Consider the following 25,156-nt stretch of genomic DNA (forward strand, 5'->3'; position numbering starts at 1 on the left):
AAGTCGTGTCAGGTCGTGCGGTCACTGCTGGTCAGCTTCGGTTCGTAGGCGGAATCTCTGAAGCTTTCCGGTCGCGGTGCGGGGCAGCGCGTCCAGGAAGACGATCTCGCGCGGGCACTTGTACGGCGCCAGCTCCCGTATGAGGAACGCGCGCAGCGCCTCGGCGTCCCGGGCGGCGCCCTCCGCGACGACGACGTACGCCACCACGGCCGTCCCGCGCGCCTCGTCGGGCCGGCCCACCACCGCCGCCTCCACCACGTCGGGGTGGCGCAGCAGCGCGTCCTCGACCTCCGGGCCGGCGATGTTGTACCCGGCGGAGATGATCATGTCGTCGGCGCGTGCCACGTACCGGAAGTACCCGTCGGGCTCGCGCACATACGTGTCGCCGGTGATGTTCCAGCCGTCGCGGACGTACTCGGTCTGCCGGGGGTCGGCCAGATAGCGGCAGCCGACCGGGCCGCGCACCGCCAGCAGACCCGGCTCCCCGTCGGGCACCGGCCGCCCGTTCCCGTCCTGCACGCGCGCGTGCCACCCCGGCACCGGCAGCCCGGTCGTCCCGGGCCGGATCCGCTCGTCGGCGGCCGAGAGGAAGATGTGCAGCAGCTCGGTGGCGCCGATGCCGTTGATGATCCGCAGCCCGGTGCGCTCGTGCCAGGCGTGCCAGGTGGCCGCGGGCAGGTTCTCGCCCGCGGAGACACAGCGGCGCAGCGAGGACAGGTCGTGCCCGTCCAGGTCGGCGAGCATCGCGCGGTACGCCGTCGGAGCGGTGAACAGCACCGACACCCGGTGCTCGGCGATCGCGGGCAGCAGCTGGCGCGGGCCCGCCTGTTCGAGCAGCAGGGCGCTCGCGCCCGCCCGCAGCGGGAAGACGACCAGGCCGCCGAGGCCGAAGGTGAAGCCGAGCGGCGGGCTGCCCGCGAACACGTCGTCCGCGCGCGGCTTCAGCACATGGCGGGCGAAGGTGTCGGCGACGGCCAGCACGTCCCGGTGGAAGTGCAGGCACCCCTTGGGGCGGCCCGTGGTGCCCGAGGTGAAGGCGATCAGCGCCACGTCGTCGGCGGCGGTGTCCACGGCCGGGTACGGCGTCGCGGGCGTCGGGCGGTTCAGCAGGTCGTCGGGGGCGTCACCGCCGTACGTCGTGATCCGCAGGCCCGGTATCCCGGCCTTGGCCAGGTCGTCGACCGCGCGGACGTCGCACAGGGCGTGCCGCACCCGGGCGATCGCGCACATCGTGGCCAGTTCGTGCGGGCGCTGCTGCGCCAGCACGGTGACCGCGATCCCGCCCGCCTTCAGCACCGCCAGCCAGCAGGCGGCCAGCCACGGGGTGGTCGGGCCGCGCAGCAGCACCCGGTTGCCCGGCACGACGCCCAGGTCGCCGGTGAGGAGGTGGGCGAGGCGGTCGACGCGGGTGCGCAGATCGCCGTAGGTCCAGGCGGGGCCGTCCGGTGTGCGGAAGACGGGACGGTCGTCCGGGGGGCCGTCCAGCAACGCGGCGGCGCAGTTGAGCCGTTCGGGGTGGTGCAGCTCCGGCAGGTCGAAGCGGAGTTCGGGCCACTGGCCGGGCGGCGGGAGGTGGTCGCGCGCGAAGGTGTCGACGTGGGCCGAGCGGATCGGGCGGTACGAGCCGTCCATGGCGGTTCGCCCCCTTGCCTGGTGGGCGTCGGGTGGGGTGGCGGACCGGGACCGGGTCCCGGCCGGGTCCCGTCCGCGGCGGGTCGCTGCCGCGGTCCTGGGCCCGGCCGGGGTCACGGAGTCCGGTCGGGGTGCGGTCGCGATCACGGTCGCGGGTGCGGATCGAGTCGCGTGCGCACTGGGAGCGTATCGCCTCGGTGACGGCAGTCAACGGGACGCGATACCGTTCGGGTGAGGCTCAGCCTTCGAAGGAGGACCGTCCGTGCCCGCATTCTCACTCGACCCGGAACGGACCGCCTGGTGCGCCGAGCTGCGCGCCCTGGCCGCCGAACGGCTGCGCCCGCTCGCCGGGAAGGGCGAGCCGGGCCACGTCAACCGCCCGCTCGTCGCCGAACTGGGCCGCCTCGGCCTGCTGGACCGGCTGTTCGCCTCCGGCGCGCTCGACCTCTGCCTGATGCGCGAGTCCCTCGCCCGCACCTGCACCGAGGCCGAGACCGCCCTCGCCCTCCAGGGCCTCGGCGCCCACCCCGTCCACGCCCACGGCACCCCGGCCCACCGCGCCCGCTGGCTCCCGGCCGTCCGCGAGGGCAGCGCGGTCGCCGCCTTCGCCCTGACCGAACCGGGGGCCGGGTCGGACGCGGCGGCGCTGAGCCTGCGCGCCGAACCCGACGGGGCCGGCGGCACCCCCCGCTGGCGGCTCAGCGGGAGCAAGTGCTGGATCTCCAACGCGCCCGAGGCCGACTTCTACACCGTCTTCGCCCGGACGACCCCCGGTGCCGGCGCCCGCGGCGTCACCGCGTTCCTGGTGCCCGCCGACCGCCCCGGGCTGACCGGCTCCGCGCTCGACATGCTCTCCCCGCACCCCATCGGCGCCCTCGAGTTCGACGCCGTGCCGGTCACCGCCGACGACGTGCTGGGGGAGCCCGACCGCGGATTCCGGGTCGCCATGGGTACCCTCAACCTCTTCCGGCCGAGCGTCGGCGCCTTCGCCGTCGGGATGGCGCAGGCGGCCCTGGACGCGACCGTCGGCCACACCGCCCGCCGCGAGGCCTTCGGCGGCCCGCTCAGCGCCCAGCAGACGGTCGCCCACCAGGTCGCGGAGATGGCCCTGCGGATCGAGGCGGCCCGGCTGATGGTGTACGCGGCGGCGACGGCGTACGACGAGGGCGCCCCGGACGTGCCCAAACGCGCGGCGATGGCGAAGCTGCTCGCCACCGAGACCGCGCAGTACGTCGTCGACCGCGCGGTCCAGTTGCACGGTGCCCGGGCGCTGCGCCGCGGCCATCCGCTCGAACACCTCTACCGCGAGGTGCGCGCGCCCCGCATCTACGAGGGGGCGAGCGAGGTCCAGCGCGGCATCATCGCCAAGGAGCTGTACAAGGAAGCGCACAAGGAGCCGTACGGAGAGCCGTACGAGGAGCCGTACGGAGAGCCGCACCGGCAGCCCCGCCAGGAGCCGTACCGGGAGGCCCCGTGACCGCCGAGCGCGTCAACCCGCCCGGTCTGTCCCCGCCGGCCGGCTTCTCACACGCCGTGGTCGCCACCGGCTCCCGGCTGGTCTTCCTGGCCGGCCAGACCGCCCTGAACACCGACGGCGAGATCACCGGCGTGACCCTTCCCGAGCAGTTCGCGCGGGCCCTGGACAACCTGCTGACGGCGCTGCGCGCGGCCGGCGGCACCCCGGCCGACCTCGCCCGCGTCACCGTCTACGCCACCGACGTCGCGGACTACCGCGCCCACGCCGCCGAACTCGGCCGGATCTGGCGGCGGTCGGCGGGCCGCGACTACCCGGCGATGGCGGTCGTCGAGGTCGTACGGCTGTGGGACGAGCAGGCGCTGGTCGAGCTGGACGGGTTCGCGGTACTGCCCTGAGCACGGCCGACCGCGCCGACCAGGTGCGGACGCGCCACCGAAGGGGCGACGATCACACCGGCCGGACCGGCCGGACCGGCCGCCGGGTACCGGCGGAAACTCCACCACAGCCGCCACAGGACGTCACGCCGGTCGCGACCTGACCTCATGCCCCAGGTCACACGGCCAGCTCACACGGCCAGCTCACACGGCCGGGTCGCACACCGGGTCACACGGCCGCCGGAGCCGATGCCGCGCTCAGGCGGCCGATGCCCCGCCCGAACCGGCGCAGCAACAGCACCGCCGTGGTGGCGAGGCCGGTGAGCAGCCCCAGCCAGATGCCCAGGGTGTCCAGGCCCGCCGCGAAGCCCAGCAGCGCGGCGGCGGGCAGGCCGACCAGCCAGTAGCCGACCAGGGTGACCCGGAAGCCGCCCTTGGTGTCGTCCAGGCCGCGCAGCAGCCCGACACCGATGTTCTGCGCGCAGTCGAAGAACTGGAGCACCGCCGCGACCAGCAGCAACTGCGTCGCGATGTCGACCGCTTTCGCCTCCCCGGACTCGAAGAACGGGGCGAGGACCAGCTTCGGCACGGTCAGGTAGACGAGGCCCACCACGGCCATCACCGCCGCCGCGCACGCCAGCGCGGTCCGCTGCAGTCGCCGGGCCGCCGCCGTGTTGCCGAGAGCGAGTTCGCGGCTGACGCCGAGGGACGCGGCGTGGGAGAGGCCGACGGCGATCTGGAACACGATGTACACCAGCTGGTTGACGGCCGTGTGCGCGGCCAGCGCGGCCGTACCGAAGCTGCCGACGAGCAGCGCGACGACGGAGAAGAACCCCGCCTCGGAGCCGTAGGTGGCGGCGATCGGCGTACCGAGCGCGGTGAGCCGGCGCAGGGTCGCCGGGCGGGTCTTCCACACGGCCAGCGACAGCACCGGCGCCAGCTGCGGATCGCGCCGGGCGGAGGCGTACAGGGCGAGGAACGACAGGGCGTACACCGAGGTGGTGGCCAGGCCGATGCCGGGCAGGCCCAGCCTCGGCAGGCCCCAGGTGCCGTGGATGAACACCCAGTTGAGACCCGCGTTCACGGCGATCGAGGCGATGGTGATGCGCAGCAGCGCCTGCGGGCGGCGCATGCCGACGGTGAACTGCCGGATCGCCTGGAACCACAGGCAGGGCAGCAGTCCCGGCGCCATCGCGTACAGCACCGGCTTCGCCGCGTCCACGACGTCCGGGGCCTGGCCGAGCCAGACCACGGCGTGCCCGATGAGCACCATCAGCACGGCCCCGGCCGCTCCGGCCAGCGTGGACAGCAGCAGGCTCGCCCGGACCAGGTCCCGGACGTCCTCCCGGGCCGCCTCGGAGTCCGCCTGCTCGCCGCGCGCGTCGGCGGCGGCGACCTGGTTGCCGACCGCGGTGACCAGGCCGACGCCCATGGTGCGCAGCTGGTTGAAGATCACCATCGCGAGACCGCCGGCCGCCAGGGCCTCGGTGCCGATCAGGCCCATCATGACGGTGTCGGTCGTGGTCAGCGCGACCTGGGCGAGCTGGGTGAGCGCGAGTGGCACCGCCAGCGTGGCCAGGGCGCGGCTGTCGGTGCGGAGACGGGTGAGGGCGGGTGGCATCGGATCTGCGCGTACTTCCTCTAGGCGTGGGGGAGCCAGGCGTGGGGAGTCAGGCGTGGCGGAGTTTGGCCAGCAGGGCTTCGACCTCGCGCTCGGCGTCGGGGTCGAGCAGGTCGCGGGCGGCCATCCAGTCGTCGTCGAACACCGTGTCCAGGTACTTCTCCCCGCCGTCGTTGACGAGCGCGACCATAGTCGTTCCGGGCGGCAGTGAGGAGAGCCGGGCGAGGGCCTCGTAGACCACACCGCCCGCCGAGCCGCCGATCAGCAGCCCGGTGCGGCGGCCGACGGCCCGGCAGGTGGCGAACGCCTCGACGTCGCCGACCTTCACGCCCTCGTCGAGCAGGTCGTAGTCGACCATGGCGCCGATGGTGGCGCCCTCGGGAGTGCCGGTGCCGGACTGGTAGTAGTCGTGCGCGGGCGGCCCGAAGGCGATGGAGCCCTTCGGCTCGACACCGACGATCCGCACCCCGGGCACCGACTTGCGCAGCTCTCCGCCGGTCCCGAAGAGGCCGCCGCCGGTGCCGACCGCTCCGATCAGGATGTCGATGCGGCCGTCAAGGGCCGCGTGCAGCTCATGGGCGACCGGGCGGTAACCGTCGCCGTTCGCCGGGTTGTTGTGCTGCTCGGTGAAGTAGGCGCCCGCCGTCCCGGCGGCCAGTTTCTCCGCGTACTCCTCGCGGGCCGCGGTGGCCAGCTCCTCGTCGCCCTCGTCGGCGACGTAGACCAGTTCGGCGCCGAGCGCCTTCATCGCGCGCAGCTTGTCGGCGGCGGCGTGGTGGTCGACGACGGCGGTGAAGGTGTAGCCGCGTTCGGCGGCGACCACGGCGAGGCCGAGGCCGGTGTTCCCGGAGGTCGACTCGACGATCCGGCCGCCGGGCCGCAGCAGTCCGCGCTCCTCGGCGTCGACGACCATCTGCCGGGCCATGCGTATCTTCGCGGTGCCGGTCGGGTTGAACTGCTCCAGCTTCAGCAGCAGCCTGCTGTCGTCCTGGGTGCGGCACAGCTCGAACAGCGGCGTGGCGCCGATGAGTTCGGAGACCTGGCGGACGATCGGGGGGCGGTGCAGGGCACGGTCCATGGTGAGCACTCCCTACGGGTGGCGGTCGAGACGCCAGCGGGGGCGGGCGGCGGGTTCGGGGGCGGGTTCGACGACGACCTTGGGCGGCAGCGGCAGTTCGTGGAAGGGCGACTCGTTGGAGTCCATCTGGTAGCCCGCCGTGTTGAGGTAGACCAGCAGATCGCCGACGGCCGGCCGGTGCGGGAAGGGCACCCGGCGCCAGGTGAGCATGTCGGACTCCAGGCAGGTGGCGGCGCCGACACAGGCCTCGTACGGCCCCGGCGCGGCGGGTGCGCCCGGCACCAGCACCGGGTCGGGCAGGAACTCGCTCTCGAACCACTGCTCGGACAGGCTGAGGCTGCTGCCGTCGACGGTGAGGATCGCGTAGCCGGCGCGCTCCTTGACGCCCTGGATCCGGAAGACCGTGCACCCGGCCTGGTCCAGCAGCGCCCGGCCCGGCTCCACGAGCAGGGTCACCCCGGCCTCCCGCAGCAGCCCGGCCAGCGGGGAGGTCTCCCCGGCGGGCACCGTCGCGAGGATCGCGCGCAGCGCGCCGGCCCCGGCGACGGGGGAGTGGTACGGGTAGAAGCCGCCGGAGAAGGTCTTGCCCGCGTGATAGTGCCCGGGCCGCTGTTCCTCGGTGAAGCGGCGCCAGTCGTCGCCGTCCGCGTAGTCCACGGGGAAACCGCCGCCGATGCTGATCCGGTCCGCGCGCAGGCCGAGCGTGCGGGCGTGCCGGCACAGCCGGATCAGTTCCCCGGCGAGGTCGGCGCGCGCCGGGAGGGCGTAGCCGGAGAGGTGGAAGCTGAAGCCCTCCAGCTCCACCGGGGCGTCCGCGCACCGGCGCAGGGCCCTCTCCAGTTCCGCCGCGTCCAGCCCGAACCGGCTGTGCGGCTGGGCGGGCGGCAGCCGCCGCAGCAGCACCCGTGCCGTCCGGCCCAGTTCGGCGGCCGTACGGGCGAGGCGGTCCAGTTCGTCGAGCGAGTCCACGGCGACGAGCGCGCCCTGGAGCACGGCGACCCGCAGCAGTTCGCCGGACTTGGCGGGTCCGGTCACCACCACGTCGGGGCCGGGCACCCCGGCGGCGAGCGTCTCGCGCAGCTCGCCCGTGCTCGCCACGTCGACGCCGAGGCCGAGGACGGCGGCGCGTTCGGCGTACAGCGCGGCCTTGTTGGCCTTCTTGGCGTAGTAGACCCGCCCGTCCACGCCCGCGTCCGCGAACGCGCGCCGGAAGGCGGCGGCGTTGGCGTCGAAGGGGCCGGGGAGGAGGACGTGGTACGGCCCGCCGAGGCCGTGGCTCAGCTCGTGCAGCAGCGGCCCGGCGGCGAGCAGGTCGCGCACCTCGGGCGCCTGCCGGGCGGGCAGCGAGGGCACGGGGGGAGCGGCCGGGGGAGTGTTCGGTGGAGTGGTCACTGCCACAGCGGCACCGCCGTGCCCAGCCCCTGCGCGAGGGCGAGTTCGGCGAACCGGTGGCCGAGCGCGATGTCGGTGACGACCAGCCCGCTGTTGTACGCGAAGATCCGCTGCCCCGGGTCGGTCCGCCCGGCCGCCCGGCCGGCCAGTACCTCGGGGAACTCGGCGTCCACGGCGCGGAGTTCGCCGTCGGCGTCGGCCATGTCGGTGCCGGTGACCTTCATCTGGGCGGCGCTGGTGGCGATCACCCGGTCGGCGCGGTGCAGGGTGGAGGGCGCGATGCCGTAGCCGACGAGCACGGACAGCGCGGCGGGCTTCAGCCACTCGGCGTCGACGGAGGCGGGCGTGTGGGGACCCGCGGTGGCCAGGACGATGTCGGAGTCCTCGGCCGCCGCCCGCAGGTCGGTCACCACCTCGACCTCGCGGTCCGGGAAGTGCGCGTGCAGCTGCTCGCGCACCGCGCGTATCCCGTCCGGGTGGGTGCCGAACACCCGCAGCCGCTCCAGCTGCCCCATCGTGGTCAGCAGGAAGGGCAGAGCGAGCCGCCCCTGGGTGCCGGTGCCGATGACGAGCGCGCTGCGGCTGCCGGGCGCGGCCAGTTCGCGGGCCAGCAGCGCGGAGACCGCGGGGGTGCGCAGGGCGCCGATCCGCCCGCAGTCCATCATCGCGACGGGCAGACCGGTGGCGTCGTCGTAGAGGGTGAGCGTCGTGTAGTAGTGCTGCTTGTCGCGGTCCTCGTGCAGGCCGTGCTTGTACGACGTCTTGACGGCGACGACGCCGCGCTCCCCGTCCCGGCCGAGCATCGCGTACGCCACCGAGTGGCCGTCCTCCGGCTTGACGGTGAGCTTGCGGGGATTGTCGGAGCGGCCCGCGGCGAGGGTGCCGTACGCCTGCTCCACGACGGCGACGACGTCGGCGAGGGAGATCTCGATGCCGGCGACGTCGCTGGTGCTGAGGACGCGCAGGGTGGTGTCCGAAGCGTGGGTGGCGGTCATGCGTCGTATGCCTCCAGAACCTTCTGTCCGTAACCGTGTTCGAAACGTTCCGCCGAGGGGCGGGTGCGACGTCCGGGAACCCGCACGGAGGAACGTTTCAGCCAGCGGTCCGTGCCGTCGTAGCGGGCCTTGAAGGGGACCCGGCCGTGCACCACCAGGTCGTTGTCCACGACCAGGACCTGACCCGGCTCCAGGCTGACCGCCGTCGCGACCCGCGACAGCTCGTCCGTCAGCCGGGCGTAGGCGGCGCGGTGCTCCTCGCCGGCCCGCTCCAGCGGCGTGTAGGCGGGGTCGAAGCGCAGGGTCGGGCCGTCCGGTGACCGCCAGAGCGTCGGCACGGGCTGCGGATCCCCGGCGTAACCCTGCGCCTCGGCGTAGGCGTCGTCGGGCAGGATCGGCAGCTCCGGGCGGCTCAGCAGCCGTATGTCCTCGTCGGACAGCCGGACCCGGCGCACGCTCGCGGCCGTGGTGGCCACCGCGTCCGGGTTGCGCAGGCAGGAGAGCAGCAGCAGATGGGCGCGGCCGGGGTGGAAGGCGTCCTCGGTGTGCGGGCTGAGGAGGACGCTGCTGCTGGCGCCGGTCTGCTCCTCCTCGTGTCCGGGCGAGGGCACGATGTTGTGCACGTACCGCCCCTCCTGCTGGCCCTCCCAGGCCAGCGGGACGCCCATCACCGCGGAGAGCAGCAGCAGGACCACGTCATGGACCGCGGCGGTGTCGCCGGCGCTCGACCAGTGGGCGGGCGTGGGACCGAGCGCGGCGTCGTCGACCTCAAGGCCGGTCAGTACGAACAGCCCGTCGGCGGTGTCGGCGGGACGGCAGGCGGCGTGCACGCCGTCGCTCAACGCGGCTGCCGTTCCGGGGAGTTCGGTGAGCAGGCCGGGATGTGCCGGCAGGCCGGAGAAGCGGTCGAGCAGGGACGCGGCGGCGGCGCGCAGCTCCGCGGCCTGGGCAGGCGAGAGTGGACGTACGGGCAAAGCTCCCGTGAGCATGGTGAGTTGTCCGTTCCGAGGGTGGGGACGAGGCGGGCGCCGTCTTGGACAGCGCTTTCCGATGGCGAACGGTCACGTGCGATGGCTCTACCGGGGCTCGTCACGTTGGGTAGCCGCTCGGTAGCCGTGGAGAAACATAGCCAACACACAACGCGAAGGCAAGGCTTGCCTAAGTTTGGTGAAAGTCACTCTGTGCGCCGCTTGTGCGCCCCTTGGTGGTCAGGGTAGGCAAACCTCAGCAAGAGTCCCACCCGTGAAATCGAGGACAACGTGGACCTGACGAGACGTCAACTGCTGTGGACCGGCGGCGCCATCACCACGGCCGCGCTGATCGGCGCCTGTGGCGGCGGCAGTGACGACGAGACCGCCGGGTCCCCCGGCGCCGGCACCGAGCCCCGCCGCGGCGGCACCCTGAGGGTCGGTGCCCTGGGCCGCGCCGGCGCCATCACCCGCGACCCGCACGGCACTCAGGCCAACGAGAGCGACTACCTCATCCTCAGCCTCGTGTACGACACCCTCACGGTGCCCGGCACCAAGCCGAACACCGTGCCCCGGCTCGCCGCCAAGTGGCAGGCCTCCGACGATCTGAGGACCTGGCGATTCACGCTCGCCAAGGGCGCGGCCTTCCACGACGGCACCCCCCTCACCGCCGACGACGTGGTCTACTCCCTGCGCCGGCTGCGCGGCACCCCCTCCGGCGCCTCCCGGCTGCCGGGCATCCAGGCGAAGAACATCACCGCCGACGGCGCCGACACCGTCGTCCTGGTCTCCGACTACCCCAACGCCGAACTGCCCCAGCTCACCCGGCTGACCACGTTCGTCATACCCGAGGGCACCAGCGACAAGGACATCGCCCAGGCGCCCGGCACCGGCCCCTTCAAGCTGGACTGGTTCCGCGGCGGCAACGCCCGGCTGGTGCGCAACGACACGTGGTACGGCGGCGAGGTGCACCTCGACGCCATCGAGGTGAAGATCTTCGAAAGCCCGCAGGCGATGGCCAACGCCCTGCTCTCCGGCCAGCTCGACCTCGCCTCCAACGTCGGCGCCATCGCCGCCCGCACCGCCGAGGGACGGGGGGACATCCAGACCGTGCGCCGCCCCAACGACATGGCGATGCCGATCGTCATGCGGACCTCCGACGGCCCCTTCGCCGACCCCAGGGTCCGCGAGGCGCTGCGCCTCGCCGTCGACCGCGAGGCCATGGTCAAGCAGGTCCTCTCCGGCTACGGCAGCGTCGCCAACGACATCCTCGGCACCGGCGACCCCGCCTACGCCAAGGACATCCCGCAGCGCACCCGTGACCTGGCCAGGGCGAAGCGACTGCTGAAGGAGGCCGGATTCGACACCTCCAGGACCTACGAGCTGCTGACCACCGAGGACATCTCCGGACTCGCCGAGTCCGCCACCCTCTTCGCCTCCCAGGTCCGAGAGGCCGGCGTCAAGATCAAGGTCGTCAAGCAGGAGTCGGCCGTCTTCTGGGAGAAGACCTGGCTCAAGGGCGACCTCTACACCACCTACTGGGGCACCAACGACTCCGTCGTCTTCTTCGCCAGCAAGACCATGATCTCCGACAGCGGGCAGAACGAAGCCGGCTGGCACGACGAGGACTTCGACACCGCCTACCAGAAGGCGATGGCCACCGCCGACGCCACCGCCCGCGCCCGGCAGCTCAAGGAACTCCAGCAGATCGAGCACGAGCGCTCCGGCTACCTGCTGTGGGGCATGGCCGACGGCATCGACCTCGCCGTACCCGCCGTCCAAGGGCTGCCCAAGCTGCCCGGCTACGGCCGGGTCCAGCTCGAGCGGACCTGGCTGGCCCGTTGACCACCGACACCGCCGGCACCGCCGCGCCGGTCGCGAAGAGCGCACCGGCGCGGCACCCCGCCCTGCCCGTGCTCGCCCGCGCCGGCGCCGTGCTGCTCAAACGCGCCGCCCTGCTCGCCCTCCTGCTCGCCCTGGTCTTCTGCACCGTCGAACTGCTGCCCGGTGACGCCGCCAACGCCACCTCCGAGCGCGGCGAGAGCGCCGCCGACATCGAGCACCGCCGCCGGCTCCTCGGCCTGGACCGGCCGGTCCTGGAACGCTTCTGGGACTGGATGTCCGGACTGCCCGCCGGCGACCTCGGCACCTCCGCCCGCGGCGAGCCGGTCACCGACCTGCTCTCCACCGCGTTCCCCAACACCCTGCTGCTCGGCGGCCTCGCCCTGCTGCTCACCGCCGTCCTGTCGGTCACCCTCGGCTGCTGGGCCGCGCTCCGCCCCGGCGGACGCGCCGACCGGGCGGTGTCCGGCACCGCGACCGCCGTCCTCGCGCTGCCCGAGTTCGTGGTCGCCGTGGGGCTGGTCCTGGCGCTGTCGCTGTGGACCGGCTGGCTGCCCGCGGTCACCCTCACCGACCTCGACGGAAATCCCGACTCCTGGACCATGCTCGTCCTGCCCGCCCTCGCCCTCACCCTCCCGCAGACCGGCTGGAACGTACGGATCGTGCGGGCCGCGCTCGCCGACGAGGCCCGCGCCCCGCACGTGGAGACCGCCGTCCTCGACGGCCTCCCGCCGCACCGGGTCCTCACCCACCACGTCCTGCCGGGTGCCCTGCCGACCATCGCGGCCGGCCTCGCCACCTCCACCGGCATGCTGCTCGGCGGCGCCGTCGTCGTGGAGACCATCTTCAACTACCCCGGCATCGGCGCCGTCCTGGCCTCCGCCGTCACCGACCGCGACAGCCCCGTGATCGCCGGGGTCACCGCCCTCGCCGGGGCCGTCATCACCGCCGTACTCCTCCTGGCCGACCTGGCGCGGGACCTGATGGCGGGAGGCCGCCGATGACCACGGCTGCTTCGTCGCGGGCGCGTGCGTCCGCCGGGGCGGGGACCACGCTGCGGGTGCTGCCCGCGGTGCTCCTCGTCACCGCCGCGCTGTGCGGGCCCTGGCTCGCCCCGCACGCCATCGACGTCCCCGTCGCCGCACCGTACGCCGAACCCGGTACCGACGCCGTGCTCGGCGGGGACCAGCTCGGGCGGGACGTGCTCAGCAGACTCCTCGCCGGGGGGCGCGAACTGGTCGTCTCCTCGCTGCTGGTGGCCGTGCTCGTCACCGGCATCGCCGCCGTCCTCGGCGCCGTCGGCGCGGTCCGCCCGCTCGTCGGACGGATCGTCGAACGCGTCGCCGACGTGCTGATGCTGCTGCCCGCCGTGCTCGGCATCCTCCTGGTCACCCTCTCCTGGCCGGGCGGCGGGCGGCTCGCCGTCATCGCCGCCGCCGTCGCCCTCGGGGTGCCCTACGCGGTACGGCTCGCCGCGGGCGCCGCCGCCCCCGTCGCCGCCACCGGCTACGTCGAGGCCGCCGTCGCCGGCGGCGAACACCTGTGGCACCTGGTCCGGCGGGAGATCCTGCCCAACCTGCGCGCCACCCTGCTCGCCCTGTTCGGGCTGCGCTTCGTCGCCGCTGTCTACCTCGTCGCCACGGCCGGGTTCCTCCAGGTCGGACCACAACCGCCGGCCGCGGACTGGGCGCTGATGATCCGGGAGAACTCCGCCGGAATCCTCCTCAACCCCTGGGCCGTGGTCGCCCCCAGCGCCGCCATCGGCCTGCTCGCCCTGAGCGTCAACCTCGCCGCGGCGGCCCTCGCCCCGCAGACCGGCCGGAAGGCGGTGCCCGTCCTGTGAGCCACGATCCCCACCGGTACGGACGGCCCGCCGGGCCGCCCACCGACGCCCCCGTCGTCCGGGTCAGCGGTCTCACCGTCGCCGCCCCCGACGGCCGCCTGCTGCTGGAGGACGCCGCCCTCGCCCTGCGCCCCGGCCGGGTCACCGCCCTCACCGGCCCGTCCGGTTCCGGCAAGACCACCCTGCTGCGCGCCGTGACGGGCCTGCTGCCCCCGGGCACCCGGCGCACCGCGGGCCGGGTCGACGTCCTCGGCCACGATGTGTTCGCCGTCCCGGAGAAGGAACTGCGCGCCCTGCGCAGCACCCGTCTCGCCTACGTCGGCCAGGACCCCGGGTCCGGCCTCAACCCGCGGATGCGGGTCCGCACCCTGGTGCGCGAACTCGCCGCCGACCGTGCCGCCGACACCGTGACGGCCCTGCTCGCCGAGGTCCGCCTCCCCGACGACGGCCGGCTCGCCGCCCGCCGCCCCGCCGCCCTCTCCGGCGGCCAGCAGCGCCGGGTCGCGCTCGCCCGCGCCCTCGCGCGCCGCCCCGGCGTGCTGCTGCTGGACGAGCCGACCGCCGGGCTGCACCCCGAACTCCGCGAGGAGATCGGCGATCTGCTGCGCCATCTGGCGGCCGAGCACCGGCTGGCCGTCTGCCTGTCCTGCCACGACCCGGAGCTGGTCGACCGGATCGCCGACGAGGTGGTGGAACTGGGCGGTCATCTGCCCGCCCCGCGCGTCGTGGAGACCGTCGCGCGGCGCGCCCCGGACAGCGGTGACCCGCCCGTCCTCGAAGCCCGGGACCTGCGCGTCGCCTTCGGCCGGGGGCGCGGCGCGGCCACCGTCCTGGACGGGGCCGGCCTCAGCGTCGCTCCCGGTGGGGCCACGGGCATCGTCGGCGCGTCCGGCTCCGGCAAGACGACCCTGGTCCGCGCGGTCGTGGGCCTGCAGCCGGTCACCTCCGGCACCCTCCGGCTCGACGGCCGCCCGCTCAGCACCGGCCTGCGCGGCCGTGCCCGGGAACAGCGCCGCCGGGTCCAGTTGGTCACCCAGAACCCGCTGGGCGCCCTCAATCCCAGCCGCACCGTCGGCGCCGCGATCGGCCGCCCGTTGCGGCTGCACCGCCGCTGCGCGCGGGCGGAGATACCGGGGCGGGTGGCGGACCTGCTGGAACAGGTGGGCCTGCCGCCCGCCTTCGCCGACCGCTATCCGCACGAACTGTCCGGCGGGCAGCGCCAGCGGGTCGCCATCGCCCGCGCGCTGGCCGCCGATCCCGACGTGCTGATCTGCGACGAGGTGACCTCCGCGCTGGACACCGCCACCGCCGAGGCGATCATGGACCTGCTCGCCCGGCTCCGCGAGGAGCGCGGCACCGCGCTGGTCCTCATCAGTCACGACCTTCCGCTCATCGCCGAGCGCACGGACACCGTGACGGTGCTCGACGGGGGACGGGTGGCCGAATCGGGTCCGACGGCGGAGGTGTTCAGCGCTCCGGGGCACCCGGCGACCCGGGCCCTGCTGTCCAGCGATTCCGGCGCCGATGACGGAAGGCGGGTTTCGCTTCGAACAACTGATTCCCCTTAAGGGATGAAGCCGGCCGCTCAGTTGAGCGTGCGGCTGCAGTCGTCGCCAGTGGCGGACCGTGGCGTGCCCTGCTCGGTGCAGCGCGGGGCGGGTGCCGGTCCGCCCCGCGGCATACGGGGGATGCGGGGTCCACGGTGCGGGGGGCAGCGCGCGCGGGGGTCAGCGCGCGCGAGGAGGCGCCGGGTTCTTCTCGATGAGGTCGAGAAGTCCGGGGAATCGGGTGTCGAGATCCGCTTTCCGCAGCTGCGCCATACGGCTGTTGCCGCGGTCGACCTGCCGGATCAGGCCGGCCTCGCGCAGGATGCGGAAGTGATGGCTGCGGGTCGACTTGGTGACCGGCAGGCCGAAGGAGCTGCAGTGCCGTTCGGTGCCCTCCGGCTCCCGGACGAGCGCCGAGATCACCTCGTAGCGCAGACGGTCGGACAGCGCGTGCATGACGGCACGCAGATCCATTTCCTCACATGAGGGGTGTCCCTCGGGGTCGGGCATGGGATGGGTTCCTTCGGTCGCCATAGGTTCTAGTTGCATCGTACCTGGGAGGCGTGGCAACGTAAGGTTCCATCAAAAGCGAACCTTCCGCGAAGAGCGAACCTCGGTTTCGTCCCGCCCGGCTGATACGGAGCGATCTGTGTCCACCCAGACCGAACACCCGCCCACCGGAGACGGCGCCCCGGCCGGCGGCGCGCCGGCGACCACGGGCACCCCGCCCGGGCAGACGCTGACCCTGCTGACCGTCCTGCTCGCCGTCTTCGTCGTACCGACCTCCATCTCCGGCACGGCGGTCGCCCTGCCCGACATCGGCGCGGACACGAACGCGGGCCTCGTCCCACTGCAATGGGTGGTCAACGCCTTCAACGTGGCCTTCGCCTGCTTCACCCTCGCGTGGGGCTCGATCGCCGACATCATCGGGCGGGTGCGGGCCTTCGGCCTCGGAGCGGGCATCTACGCCGTAGCCTCCCTGGCCGGCGCCCTCGCCGGCGACGTGCTGACGCTGGACCTCGCCCGGGCCCTGGCCGGACTCGGCGGCGCGGCGATCTTCTCCTGCGGCAGCGCCATCCTGTCGACCGTCTTCGACGGCCCGGCGCGCGGCAAGGCGTTCGCGCTCTTCGGCACCGTCGCCGGTATCGGCGTCGCGCTCGGCCCGTCGCTCTCCGGCGCACTCGTCCAGGGCCTCGGCTGGCGCTGGGTCTTCGCGCTGCACACCATCGCCCTCGGGCTGGTGCTGCTCGCCGTGCCCTCCGTCGCCCGCCGCACGAACGAGCCGCGCCGCGAGGGCGCCCGCGTCGACGTGCCCGGCAGCGCCCTGTTCGTCCTCGCGATGCTGCTGCTCACCACGGCCATCGTGCAGGGCTCCCAGTGGGGCTGGGGCAGCGCCGGCGTACTCGCCCTGTTCGCCGGGACGGTGCTGGTCCTCGCCGTCTTCACCGCCGTCGAGAAGCGCCGCGCGCACCCCATGCTCGACCTGAGCGTGCTGGCGAACCGGCGCTATCTGGCGCTGTGCCTGGTCCCGGTCGCCGCGTCCTTCGGCTTCGTGACGATGCTGACCTACCTGCCGAGCTACCTCACCACGGTGCGCGGCTACGGCAGCGGCACCGCCGGGCTGATCATGGTCCTGCTCACCCTGCCGGTCCTGGTCTGCCCCATGCTCGCCGCCAAGCTGGTCGCCCGCGGGGTCCCGGCGCTCACCCTGATCCACGTCAGCCTCGGCTGCCTCGTGGTGGGCGACGCCGCGCTCACCCTCTTCGGAGAGCGCGTGGCCATCCTCGTCGTCGCGGTGCCGATGCTCGTCACCGGCGCCGGGATGGGGCTGTCCGCCGGGCTGGTCGACGGCCAGGCCCTGGAGATCGTCGCGCCCGAGAAGGCCGGCATGGCGGCCGGCTTCCTCAACACCCTCCGCCTGGGCAGCGAGGCGATCGCCGTCGCGATCTACGGCTCCCTGCTGGCCACCGTGCTGGCCTCGCGGATGCGCGAGGGGATCGGCGACTACCCCGGCGCCGGTGACCCGGCGACGGTGGCGAACGAGGTGGCCGGCGGCAACCTCACCGGACCGGCCGAGGCCGTCGACGCCTCCGCCCGCACCGGCTTCACCGACTTCCTGGTGCGCTCCTACGACTCGGCGTTCCACACCATCCTGTGGATCCTCACCGGCATCTGCCTCGTCCTCTTCCTGCTCATCGGCGGTCTGGTGCGGGCAGGCCGCGCCCGCGGGCCGGCCGCCGCGCCCGCGACCGGACCGCGGGCGGCGGGCTGACCGGCGGCGCACGGGTCGAAGGAATCCACCCTGTCCTCGTCACAGCACCCCCACCTGGGGGAGGGGGAGGCGTACACATGACGCGGGCCGCCGGCGTGCTGGTGGTGGGCGCCGGGCCCTGATCCGCCCGGACACCCACATCGCCCGGGCCGCCGACACCCCCGCCCCCCGCGGCCCTTCACACGGCCCCGCACCACTGGCCGGTCACGGCTCACTGAGAGGGCGGACCGGCGTCCGCCACCGCCACCCGGGTTACGCGAGGTTCGCCACGGGTGCGCAGTTCGCGGCCACTCGGGGTACATGAGCTTCCGAGAGGTTCCCCCAGGGGAACAGTTGCCGTTTGACAACTGTAGCCGTGTGGCAACAAAGTGGGTCCCGCGGGCGGCGGTGTCCGCCGCCGCTCAGGCGGTCCGGCTGCCGGACTCGGGCGCGCCGGCGTCGTGTATCCGCAGCGCCGCCGCGTCGCAGAACGCCTCCAGCCCCTCCACCAGCGCGGTCCGTTTGGCGGCGGGCATGCGGGCCAGCACCGTCTGGAGTTCCCGCTCCCTGCGCGCGCGCAGATCGGCGAGGAAGGCGCGGCCCCGGCCGCTGAGGTGCAGCCGGAGCTCCCGCCGGTCGTCGGGGCTCGCCACCCGCTCGACGAATCCGGCGGCCTGGAGCCGGTCGCACAGGCGGCTGGTCGACGGCGGAGTGGAGGCGAGCGAGTCGGCGAGGGTGCGCAGGTTGATGCCGTCGTGGTGTTCGAGGATGAGCAGCACGCGCAGCTGGGACGCCGAGGCGGGCGCGGTCGAGGCCCGACCCCAGAGCACTTCCAGCAGCTCCGCGGCCGTGGAGGTCACGCGGGCGACCTCGTCGGGCTGTGGGCGGGGGCGGAAGGCAGTCACTCGTCACACTTTCGCAGACACTGGGACGGCCGCCAGCGTACTAGGCATGGAGGCCGGCCACGGAGGCCCCGGGTGACCGGCACGGCTACGTCGAACGGCCTGCTCCCTGGAGCGAGGCCCACACATGTCCGGCGTGAGGATTGGTGTTTTCCCATCGTGAACAGATATGTGACCGCTGAGCGCGCAGTGCGTACGGCGGCACCCCACGAGTTGCTCGACGCTGTCCGCCGCGTACTGGCCGAGCAGTACGCGGCGGAGTCCGTCGAGCTGTTCATGGCCGACTACGGCCTGACCGTGCTCCAGCCGGTGTCCGTCCTGCCGCACACCAGGGAACCGGTGTCGGTGCACAACAGCCCCGCGGGCCGCGCCTTCGGGGCCCAGGAGCCGTTCGTGGAGTCCGTACCGGACGGCACGGCGCGCGTGCACCTGCCGGTCACCGTGCGCGGCGACCGGCTCGGTGTGCTGTCGGTGACGCTGGCCGGCGACGAGGAGGCGCACCAGCATCTGGCCGAACTGGCCGATGTCGCGGAGGTGCTCGGCCACGAGGTGATCGTCGCCGAGCGGGACACCGACATCTACCTCCAGGCCCGCCGCAAGGACCGGCTCACCCTGGCCGCCGAGATGCAGTGGCAGCTGCTGCCCGGCCGCTCCTGCGTGCGCCCGGAGTACGAACTCGGCGCCCAGCTGGAGCCCGCCTACGCCATCTTCGGCGACAATTTCGACTGGTCCGCGACGGCCGACCACCTCATGCTGTACGTCACCAACGGCATGGGCGAGGGCATCGAGGCGTCCCTGCTGACCAACCTGGCCATCAACGCCCTGCGCAACGCCCGCCGGGCCGGCATCCCCCTCGCCGACCAGGCCGCCCTCGCCGACCAGGCGGTCTACGCCCACTACCGGGGGCGCTCCTACCTGTCGATGCTGATGTTCGACTTCGAACTCGCCACGGGCCGCGCCTGGGTGGTGGACGCCGGCTCCCCGCAGCTGCTCCGGCTGCGCGACGGCACCGTGGAGCGGATCGCCTTCGACGCCCAGCTGCCGCTCGGCATGTTCGAGGAGACCGACTACGCGGCCCAGGAGTTCCGGGTCGAGCCCGGCGACCGGCTGATCTTCGTCAGTGACGGGGTGTACGCCGTGGCCTCCCCCGGGGGAGAGACGTACGGCGACGCCGCCCTGACCCGGGCGATCCAGTCCACCCGGCTGCTGCCCGCGGCCGAAGTGCCGCGCGCCGTCCTGCGGGAACTGACCGGCCACCGCGGCCGGCCGGCCCCGGACGACGACGCGCTGGTGGTCTGCCTGGACTGGCACGGGCGCTGACCGGGACCGTGCTCGTACGCGGCCGCCAGGACGGCGGCCCGGGAGAGGCGATCGCAAAGGTCCGTCCATGGACGTCGGGGGCCTGTTGTTCGCGCGACACCCCCGCCGCTAATGTTTGTCATACGGCAATTATCGGCTGGGGTCAGCCGCCGGGCGGCCGCAGATCCTGTACCGAGGGAGACGATGCGGGTGTCGGAGCAGGACGCGGCCCACGAGGCGGCGGCACAACAGGTGAGCGGCTTCCTCCGGCGGCGCCGTGAGCAGATCGCCCAGCGCTGGGCCGACGCCCCGCTGTTCCGCACGGTCTTCACCGTCTCCCGCGACGAGGCGGTGGAGGCGTGCAAGGCCGTGGTGGACGCCCTCGCGGAGGTGGCGGCCACGGGGCGGCCGGAGGACATCACGGCGCCCGGATTCGCCACCGTCCGCGACCAGCTGGGGCGGACGGCGGCTTCCCGGGCCCGCACCGGATCCAGCCCGGCCCAGATCGCCGACGAGGTCGCCGGCCTGCGCGCACCCGCCACCGAGCTGCTGCGCGGCGAGTTCGCCGACCCGTCGGCGCGGGAGGCACACGAGGCGGCGCTGACGCTGGCCGTCCTCATGGGCACCCTGCGTCTGGTCGTCATGGAGACGGCGCTCAGCGCGGGCGAGGAACTGATCGAGCGGCAGCGACTCCAACTGATGGAGGTGGCCACGCCGGTCATCCAGCTGTGGGAGGGCATCGTCGCCGTACCGCTCATCGGCACGTTGGACAGCGCCCGCAGCCAGGTCGTCATGGAGAGCCTGCTGGAGGCCATCGTCGACCGGCGCGCCGAGTACGCCATCCTCGACATCACCGGCGTGCCCACGGTCGACTCGCTCGTCGCCCAGCACCTGATGAAGACGGTGGCCGCCGCCCGCCTGATGGGCGCCGAGTGCGTCGTCTCCGGCATCCGTCCCGCCATCGCGCAGACCATCGTGCACCTCGGCATCGACCTGGGATCGGTCGTCACCCGGGCCGGCCTGGCGGACGCGCTGGCGTACGCGCTCGACCGGCAGGGGGTCGTGGTCCCGGTCCGCTCGGCCACCGGAGCGGGCCGGTCATGACCGCCCCGTCGCCGGGCCCGCCGAGCCACGTACCGGTGCTGGCGCTGGGAGACGTCCTCCTGGTCAGCCTCCAGGGCGAGTTGCACGACGGGACGGCGGAGCAGCTCCAGCAGGACATCACCGAGCGTATCGCCCGCAGCGGCGCCTCCGGCGTCGTCATCGACCTCTCCGGTGTCGGCATCGTCGACTCGTACCTCGGGCGGGTCCTCGCCGAGATCGCCGCGAACGCCGCGCTCCTGGCGGCCCGCACGGTGCTGGCCGGGATGCGGCCGGCCGTGGCGATCACCCTGGTCGAGCTGGGGCTCGACCTCCCCGGTCTGACCACCGCGCTGGACGTCGACCGGGCGATGGAACTGCTCTCCGCGCCCGCCGGGGACCGTGCGCGGGCCATGGACCGCACCAAGGCCATGGACCGCCCGCAGGCCGTGGACCGCACGAAGGGGGGCCCATGATGACGGCCCTGCCCCGCCCCCTGACCCCGGTCTGCCTGCCGATCGGCTCGGATGCCGACCTCGCCAGGGTCCGGCAGCACGTACGACAGGCGGCGACCGAACTGGGATTCGGACTGGTGCAGCAGACCAAACTGGTCACCGCGGCCAGTGAACTGGCCCGCAACACCCTCGTCCACGGGGGCGGCGGACGGGCGGAGATCACACCGTTGGACGAGGGCCACCGCACCGGGCTGCGGCTGTCCTTCGTCGACCACGGCCCCGGCATCCGCGACGTGGCGCTGGCCATGACCGACGGCTACACCACCGGCGGCGGCCTCGGCCTCGGCCTGAGCGGAGCCCAGCGGCTGGTGCACGAGTTCGCCATCGACACCGGCCCCGGCCGGGGCACCACCGTCACCGCGGTGGCCTGGGTGTCCGGCGTGCCCGCCCCCCGCTCGCGGGCGGGCGCCCGTCGTCCGGGGGCGGGATGAACAGGGCGTGGGACGTTCCGGTGCACGACTCCACCCGGGTACGGGACGTCCGGGTGGCGGCCGAGACCGCGTGCCGGGAAGCCCGTCTCGGTCCGCACCGCACCGCGATCGCCGCCCTGGTCGCCACCGAGCTGGCCACCAACCTGCTCAAACACGCCGACGGCGGCCGCGTCGTCATCAACCTCGCGGAGCGTCCCGCCGCGAACGGCCCGGACCGCGCCCCGGCGGTGCAGCTCGTCGCCGTCGACCACGGTCCCGGCATCGCCGACGTCGCCGCGGCCCGGCGGGACGGCTTCACCACCACCCCCTCGTCGCTCGGCGCGGGTCTCGGCACCTGCCTGCGCATATCCAACGCCTTCGACCTGTACAGCGTGCGCGGCCGGGGGACCGTCGCCCTCGCCCGCGTCGACCCCGAGCCCGCCCCGTGGCCGACGTCACCCCGTGTGGGTGGCATCAACATCCCGCTCGCCCCCGCCGAGCACTCCGGTGACGCCTGGACCTGGGCACGCTCCGGCCCGCTGCTGACCCTGATGCTCGCCGACGGCCTCGGCCACGGCACCAGGGCCGCCGAGGCGTCCGCCGCGGCCGTCGGGGAACTGCACCGCACGGCCCATCTGGCCCCCGCCGAGATCCTCCGCCGCCTGGACTCGGCACTGCGGCGCACCCGGGGTGCCGCCGTCGCCGTGGCCCAACTGGACACCGGCGCCCGCGCACTGCGGTTCGCCGGAGTCGGCAACGCCGGGGCCCGGCTGCGCACGGCCGACGGCTGGCAGCCCCTGATCTCCCACCCCGGCATCGTGGGCGCCGCCTTCCCCGCCACCGTGCCCGTGCAGCAGGTGCCGTGGACCGAGGACAGTCTGCTCGTGCTGCACAGCGACGGCCTGCCCAGCCGCTGGACGCCCCCCGACGACCCGCACCTGCTCACCCGTGACCCCGCGCTGATCGCCGCCGTCGTCCTCCGGGACGCCGGCAGCGCCGCCAGCCCCGCACGCGACGACACCAGCGTGGCCGTACTGGCCCCCGAGTGCCGGACCGAGGCCCATGACCCCCCGTGACATCTGGACGATCCGGTCGGCCCCCGACGCCGCCCGCGCCCGCACCCTTCTGGCGCGGCTCACCGCCGACGCCGACGTTCCCTCCGTCGAACGCGCCCGCTTCCTGGCCGACTTCACCGCCCGGCTGCGGCAGAGCCTGGGCACAGGAGGCGCGGACGTCCTCCTCGACATCCCGGCCCCGGACACCGACGTCGCCGACCCGGACACCGATTTCCCGGCCCCGGACACCGACGTCGCCGACCCGGACGCCGACGTCGCCGACCTGGACGTCGACGGCCGGATGCGGATCGTCGTACGTTCGCACGGCCGCCCGCCCTGGCGGTACACGATGCCCTGCCACGCCCCCGTGCCGCGCCCCCGCACCGGCCCGGCGGACCTGACCGCACAGGACCTCGCCGACGCCCTCCTCGCAGAGGACGAGCACACCGCCACCCTCCTGACCCGCCTGACCGAGCAGGACGACCTCGTCCGCTTCCACCGCGAGGAACTGCACCAGACCAACCAGGGCGTGCTCGCCCTGCACGCCGAACTCGAGACCGCCGCGGAGGCCCAGGACGCCCTGCTCGACGCCGAGCGGGCCGCACGCGCCGACGCGGAGAAGGCACGCCGCCTGCTGACCTTCCTCGCCGACGCCAGCGCCGCCGTGACCGCATCACTCGACCCCGGGGACATCGTGCGCCGCCTCCCCGAGCTGCTGATCCCCGACTACGCCGACCAGGCCGACATCTGGCTCTTCGACGACGAGTTCGACGGCGGAGAGGCCCCCCGTGGGGGTGATCGCCCGGCCGCCGCCGTGGCCGCCGCCCGCAGCGGACGGCCCCAGCACGCCGCTCCCCACCCCGGCGGGCTCCCCGGCGTCGACGATCTGCCGCCCTCCGTGCTCTCCCCGGACCGCCCGCTGCTCTGCATCCCGCTCACCGCGCCCCGGCTGCTGGGTGTGCTGACGCTGACCGCGCCCGGTCTCCGCTTCGACCCCGACACCGCCGTCATGCTGATGGAGCTGGCCGGACGGTGGGCCGTCGCCCTGGACCACGCCCGCCGCTACGAGCAGCACCGCGATGTCGCCGAGGCCCTCCAGCGGGCCCAGCTCACCGAACTGCCCACCACCGACGGCCTGCGGCTGGCCGCCCGCTACCTGCCGGCCACCCATGGCCTCAACATCGGCGGCGACTGGTACGACGCCTTCGTCCAGCCCGACGGCAGCGTCCTGGCGGTGATAGGGGACGTCACCGGCCACGGCCTGAACGCGGCCGTCATGATGGGCCAGTTGCGCACCGCGCTGCGCGCCTACGCGGTGGAGGACGACAGCCCCGCCCGTATCCTCACCCGGCTGCACCGCATGCTCTGCCATCTGCAACCCACCCTGTACGCGACCGCCCTGGTCGCCCGCTTCCGCCCCGGCGACGCCACCCTGGTGTGGGCCGCGGCGGGGCATCCGCCCGCGGTGGTGCGCGCCCCCGACGCGACGGTCCGGGTCCTCGACGCCAAACCGGGGATCATGCTCGGCGTCCCGGTGCCCTTCACCTACGAGGACCACACGCTCCCCCTCCCGCCCGGCTCGACCGTCGCCCTGTACACCGACGGCCTGGTCGAACGGCGCGCCCACGGCATCGACCCCGGCATCGAGCGCCTGGGCCAGGCCATGGCCGAGCTGAGCAGCGCGGACCTGGAGAATCTGGACGCCTGCGCCGACGCACTGCTCAAGCCCCTGCTGCACGACTCCGAACGCGACGACGACGTCTGCCTGCTCCTGTGCCGCACCCTCCCGGACGCCCCGGGAACGGCCCCGTAGCTGTCACCGGCCCGACGGCTCACCTCCCTCGGGGGCTTGCCCGGCCGCCGGTGACGAGGCGTTCCGGGCGGCCAGGAAGGCGCGCATGCCTCGCCGGAGGGCGTCCCGGTCGACGGATTCCATCGCCGCCAGCGCGACCGCGAGCGCCTGCGTCCGCCGCGCGGCGACATCCGCGAGCACCCGCCGCCCCCGCGCGGTCAGACTGAGCCGCACCTCACGCCGTTTGCGCGGGTGCAGCGTCCGCTCCAGCAGCCCGGCGGCCTCCAGCCGGTCGCACAGCCGGCTGGCCGTGGGCAGCCCTGTGTCGAGTTGCTCCGCCAGACCGGTCAGATTCAGGCCGGGCGCCCCCTCCAGGACCCGCAGGGCCCGCAACTGGTGCGGGGACAGCCGCAACGACGCCTCCTGAGCGGCCAGCGCCCAGAGGTTCGCCAGACTCTCCACGGCATCGGCGACCTCCAGCGCGACGGCCTCCGAGCCGTCGCCGGTTCCCTTGGCGTGGTCGCCGCCGGGGCCGCCGGGGCGGGTCACGAACACATCACTTTCAGCACGTTCCGGGCACGCCGACTGTCACCCTCATTCATTCGCTGTACCCGAAGAGAGGGAACGCAAGCAGCCCGCCGAGGGGACATGCGAACCCCCGGCGGGCTGCTCTGCTCAGCTGCAGAGAGCCAGGAGACTCCGACGGTCCGCGGCGCTGAGTGCACCCACTGCCCAGCCGCGACGCTGTGCTCCACGCGCCTCGATACCTGTGTCCGCGGAATCAGAATTCAACGTTGCGGGCGGGCAGCATTATTGCGGCGTTTATCGGGGCGGGGTCTTCTCATGTACTCAGACCGTTTCGGTGTGCTAGTGTCGTTGTCAGTTGCAGTTGTGGTTCCCAAAACTTCGAGTGCTCTCCGGACGGCCTGTGCCACTGGAAGCACTTTTGTATTTCCGGTCTTTTCCGGCGGGGTGATCATCGCGGCGACACGGTGTCCGCACAGTGCGGGCGCCGATGCACTGCCCCAAAGGAGAAATGACATGGCTGCTGGTACCGTGAAGTGGTTCAACGCGGAAAAGGGC

At 73.8% G+C, this 25,156-nt stretch carries 22 protein-coding genes; 13 read left to right on the plus strand and 9 right to left on the minus strand.

Going from position 1 to position 25,156, the window contains the following annotated elements; all coding sequences use genetic code 11:
• Window positions 1–21: 21 nt before the first annotated feature.
• Window positions 22–1,632, minus strand: a complete 1,611-nt coding sequence (locus VE614_RS28920) for an AMP-binding protein (protein WP_324943587.1) — start codon at window positions 1,630–1,632, stop codon at window positions 22–24.
• Window positions 1,633–1,894: 262 nt separating this feature from the next.
• Here VE614_RS28920 and VE614_RS28925 point away from each other — a divergent pair, with 262 nt between their 5' ends.
• Entirely contained in the window at window positions 1,895–3,109 is a 1,215-nt protein-coding gene (locus tag VE614_RS28925; RefSeq protein WP_324943590.1) for an acyl-CoA dehydrogenase family protein, read from the plus strand.
• Window positions 3,106–3,504 (plus strand): RidA family protein, encoded by a 399-nt coding sequence (locus tag VE614_RS28930; RefSeq protein WP_324943593.1) that lies wholly within the window; start codon window positions 3,106–3,108, stop codon window positions 3,502–3,504. Before VE614_RS28925 ends, VE614_RS28930 begins: the two co-directional genes overlap by 4 nt.
• Before the next feature lie 208 nt (window positions 3,505–3,712).
• Here VE614_RS28930 and VE614_RS28935 read toward each other — a convergent pair whose 3' ends face one another.
• From VE614_RS28935 to VE614_RS28955, 5 genes are read right to left on the minus strand one after another with little or no spacing between them, the layout of a single operon-like run.
• The gene (locus tag VE614_RS28935; RefSeq protein WP_324943596.1) at window positions 3,713–5,104 is read right to left on the minus strand and encodes an MATE family efflux transporter; all 1,392 of its coding nucleotides are present in this window, start codon (window positions 5,102–5,104) and stop codon (window positions 3,713–3,715) included.
• A 49-nt stretch (window positions 5,105–5,153) separates the two neighbouring features.
• Complete coding sequence (locus tag VE614_RS28940) at window positions 5,154–6,182, minus strand: cysteine synthase family protein (protein WP_324943598.1); 1,029 nt, start codon at window positions 6,180–6,182, stop codon at window positions 5,154–5,156.
• A gap of 12 nt (window positions 6,183–6,194) precedes the next feature.
• Window positions 6,195–7,535: an alanine racemase gene (locus tag VE614_RS28945; protein ID WP_324943600.1), complete on the minus strand. Its 1,341-nt coding sequence runs from the start codon at window positions 7,533–7,535 to the stop codon at window positions 6,195–6,197.
• 35 nt (window positions 7,536–7,570) lie between these two features.
• The gene (locus VE614_RS28950) at window positions 7,571–8,569 is read right to left on the minus strand and encodes an ornithine cyclodeaminase family protein (RefSeq protein ID WP_324943603.1); all 999 of its coding nucleotides are present in this window, start codon (window positions 8,567–8,569) and stop codon (window positions 7,571–7,573) included.
• Entirely contained in the window at window positions 8,566–9,543 is a 978-nt protein-coding gene (locus VE614_RS28955) for a TauD/TfdA family dioxygenase (protein ID WP_349256436.1), read from the minus strand. The genes VE614_RS28950 and VE614_RS28955 overlap by 4 nt, the downstream gene beginning before the upstream one ends.
• 285 nt (window positions 9,544–9,828) lie before the next feature.
• Here VE614_RS28955 and VE614_RS28960 point away from each other — a divergent pair, with 285 nt between their 5' ends.
• From VE614_RS28960 to VE614_RS28975, 4 genes are read left to right on the plus strand one after another with little or no spacing between them, the layout of a single operon-like run.
• Window positions 9,829–11,382: an ABC transporter substrate-binding protein gene (locus VE614_RS28960; RefSeq protein WP_324943609.1), complete on the plus strand. Its 1,554-nt coding sequence runs from the start codon at window positions 9,829–9,831 to the stop codon at window positions 11,380–11,382.
• The gene (locus VE614_RS28965) at window positions 11,367–12,383 is read left to right on the plus strand and encodes an ABC transporter permease (RefSeq protein WP_414719663.1); all 1,017 of its coding nucleotides are present in this window, start codon (window positions 11,367–11,369) and stop codon (window positions 12,381–12,383) included. Before VE614_RS28960 ends, VE614_RS28965 begins: the two co-directional genes overlap by 16 nt.
• Window positions 12,380–13,222 (plus strand): ABC transporter permease, encoded by an 843-nt coding sequence (locus VE614_RS28970; RefSeq protein WP_324943612.1) that lies wholly within the window; start codon window positions 12,380–12,382, stop codon window positions 13,220–13,222. The genes VE614_RS28965 and VE614_RS28970 overlap by 4 nt, the downstream gene beginning before the upstream one ends.
• Window positions 13,219–14,790, plus strand: coding sequence for an ABC transporter ATP-binding protein (locus tag VE614_RS28975; protein ID WP_324943615.1), 1,572 nt, complete (start codon window positions 13,219–13,221; stop codon window positions 14,788–14,790). The genes VE614_RS28970 and VE614_RS28975 overlap by 4 nt, the downstream gene beginning before the upstream one ends.
• Window positions 14,791–14,949: 159 nt before the next feature.
• Here VE614_RS28975 and VE614_RS28980 read toward each other — a convergent pair whose 3' ends face one another.
• Window positions 14,950–15,279: a transcriptional regulator gene (locus VE614_RS28980; protein ID WP_324943618.1), complete on the minus strand. Its 330-nt coding sequence runs from the start codon at window positions 15,277–15,279 to the stop codon at window positions 14,950–14,952.
• Between the two features lie 139 nt (window positions 15,280–15,418).
• On the opposite strand from VE614_RS28980, the gene VE614_RS28985 reads away from it, so the two are divergent.
• Complete coding sequence (locus tag VE614_RS28985) at window positions 15,419–17,041, plus strand: MFS transporter (protein ID WP_414719661.1); 1,623 nt, start codon at window positions 15,419–15,421, stop codon at window positions 17,039–17,041.
• A gap of 401 nt (window positions 17,042–17,442) precedes the next feature.
• Here the strand turns inward: VE614_RS28985 and VE614_RS28990 are convergent, their stop codons facing one another.
• A complete protein-coding gene (locus VE614_RS28990; protein ID WP_324943651.1) occupies window positions 17,443–17,880 on the minus strand; it encodes a MarR family transcriptional regulator in 438 nt (145 codons plus the stop codon).
• Window positions 17,881–18,093: 213 nt separating this feature from the next.
• Here VE614_RS28990 and VE614_RS28995 point away from each other — a divergent pair, with 213 nt between their 5' ends.
• From VE614_RS28995 to VE614_RS29020, 6 genes are all read left to right on the plus strand, one after another.
• Window positions 18,094–19,242 (plus strand): PP2C family protein-serine/threonine phosphatase, encoded by a 1,149-nt coding sequence (locus tag VE614_RS28995; RefSeq protein ID WP_324943623.1) that lies wholly within the window; start codon window positions 18,094–18,096, stop codon window positions 19,240–19,242.
• A gap of 183 nt (window positions 19,243–19,425) precedes the next feature.
• Window positions 19,426–20,325, plus strand: coding sequence for an STAS domain-containing protein (locus tag VE614_RS29000; protein ID WP_324943626.1), 900 nt, complete (start codon window positions 19,426–19,428; stop codon window positions 20,323–20,325).
• A complete protein-coding gene (locus VE614_RS29005) occupies window positions 20,322–20,777 on the plus strand; it encodes an STAS domain-containing protein (protein ID WP_324943629.1) in 456 nt (151 codons plus the stop codon). Before VE614_RS29000 ends, VE614_RS29005 begins: the two co-directional genes overlap by 4 nt.
• Window positions 20,774–21,247, plus strand: coding sequence for an ATP-binding protein (locus VE614_RS29010; RefSeq protein WP_324943632.1), 474 nt, complete (start codon window positions 20,774–20,776; stop codon window positions 21,245–21,247). Before VE614_RS29005 ends, VE614_RS29010 begins: the two co-directional genes overlap by 4 nt.
• Window positions 21,244–22,302, plus strand: coding sequence for an ATP-binding SpoIIE family protein phosphatase (locus VE614_RS29015; protein WP_324943635.1), 1,059 nt, complete (start codon window positions 21,244–21,246; stop codon window positions 22,300–22,302). Before VE614_RS29010 ends, VE614_RS29015 begins: the two co-directional genes overlap by 4 nt.
• The gene (locus VE614_RS29020) at window positions 22,289–24,094 is read left to right on the plus strand and encodes a GAF domain-containing SpoIIE family protein phosphatase (protein ID WP_324943637.1); all 1,806 of its coding nucleotides are present in this window, start codon (window positions 22,289–22,291) and stop codon (window positions 24,092–24,094) included. The genes VE614_RS29015 and VE614_RS29020 overlap by 14 nt, the downstream gene beginning before the upstream one ends.
• A gap of 3 nt (window positions 24,095–24,097) precedes the next feature.
• Here VE614_RS29020 and VE614_RS29025 read toward each other — a convergent pair whose 3' ends face one another.
• Complete coding sequence (locus tag VE614_RS29025) at window positions 24,098–24,622, minus strand: MarR family winged helix-turn-helix transcriptional regulator (RefSeq protein WP_324943640.1); 525 nt, start codon at window positions 24,620–24,622, stop codon at window positions 24,098–24,100.
• Window positions 24,623–25,156: the final 534 nt, after the last annotated feature.

The organism is Streptomyces sp. (assembly GCF_035645055.1).
In the GTDB taxonomy this organism is placed as follows: domain Bacteria; phylum Actinomycetota; class Actinomycetes; order Streptomycetales; family Streptomycetaceae; genus Streptomyces.

What these genes read in the sequence shown, in the direction of transcription:
- VE614_RS29020 (WP_324943637.1), top strand. Translation starts at nt 22,289, where the DNA reads ATGACCCCCCGTGACATCTGGACGATCCGGTCGGCCCCCGACGCCGCC.
- VE614_RS28980 (WP_324943618.1), bottom strand. Translation starts at nt 15,279, where the DNA reads ATGCCCGACCCCGAGGGACACCCCTCATGTGAGGAAATGGATCTGCGT.
- VE614_RS28935 (WP_324943596.1), bottom strand. Translation starts at nt 5,104, where the DNA reads ATGCCACCCGCCCTCACCCGTCTCCGCACCGACAGCCGCGCCCTGGCC.
- VE614_RS28920 (WP_324943587.1), bottom strand. Translation starts at nt 1,632, where the DNA reads ATGGACGGCTCGTACCGCCCGATCCGCTCGGCCCACGTCGACACCTTC.
- VE614_RS29010 (WP_324943632.1), top strand. Translation starts at nt 20,774, where the DNA reads ATGATGACGGCCCTGCCCCGCCCCCTGACCCCGGTCTGCCTGCCGATC.
- VE614_RS28970 (WP_324943612.1), top strand. Translation starts at nt 12,380, where the DNA reads ATGACCACGGCTGCTTCGTCGCGGGCGCGTGCGTCCGCCGGGGCGGGG.
- VE614_RS29005 (WP_324943629.1), top strand. Translation starts at nt 20,322, where the DNA reads ATGACCGCCCCGTCGCCGGGCCCGCCGAGCCACGTACCGGTGCTGGCG.
- VE614_RS28950 (WP_324943603.1), bottom strand. Translation starts at nt 8,569, where the DNA reads ATGACCGCCACCCACGCTTCGGACACCACCCTGCGCGTCCTCAGCACC.
- VE614_RS29000 (WP_324943626.1), top strand. Translation starts at nt 19,426, where the DNA reads ATGCGGGTGTCGGAGCAGGACGCGGCCCACGAGGCGGCGGCACAACAG.
- VE614_RS29015 (WP_324943635.1), top strand. Translation starts at nt 21,244, where the DNA reads ATGAACAGGGCGTGGGACGTTCCGGTGCACGACTCCACCCGGGTACGG.
- VE614_RS28940 (WP_324943598.1), bottom strand. Translation starts at nt 6,182, where the DNA reads ATGGACCGTGCCCTGCACCGCCCCCCGATCGTCCGCCAGGTCTCCGAA.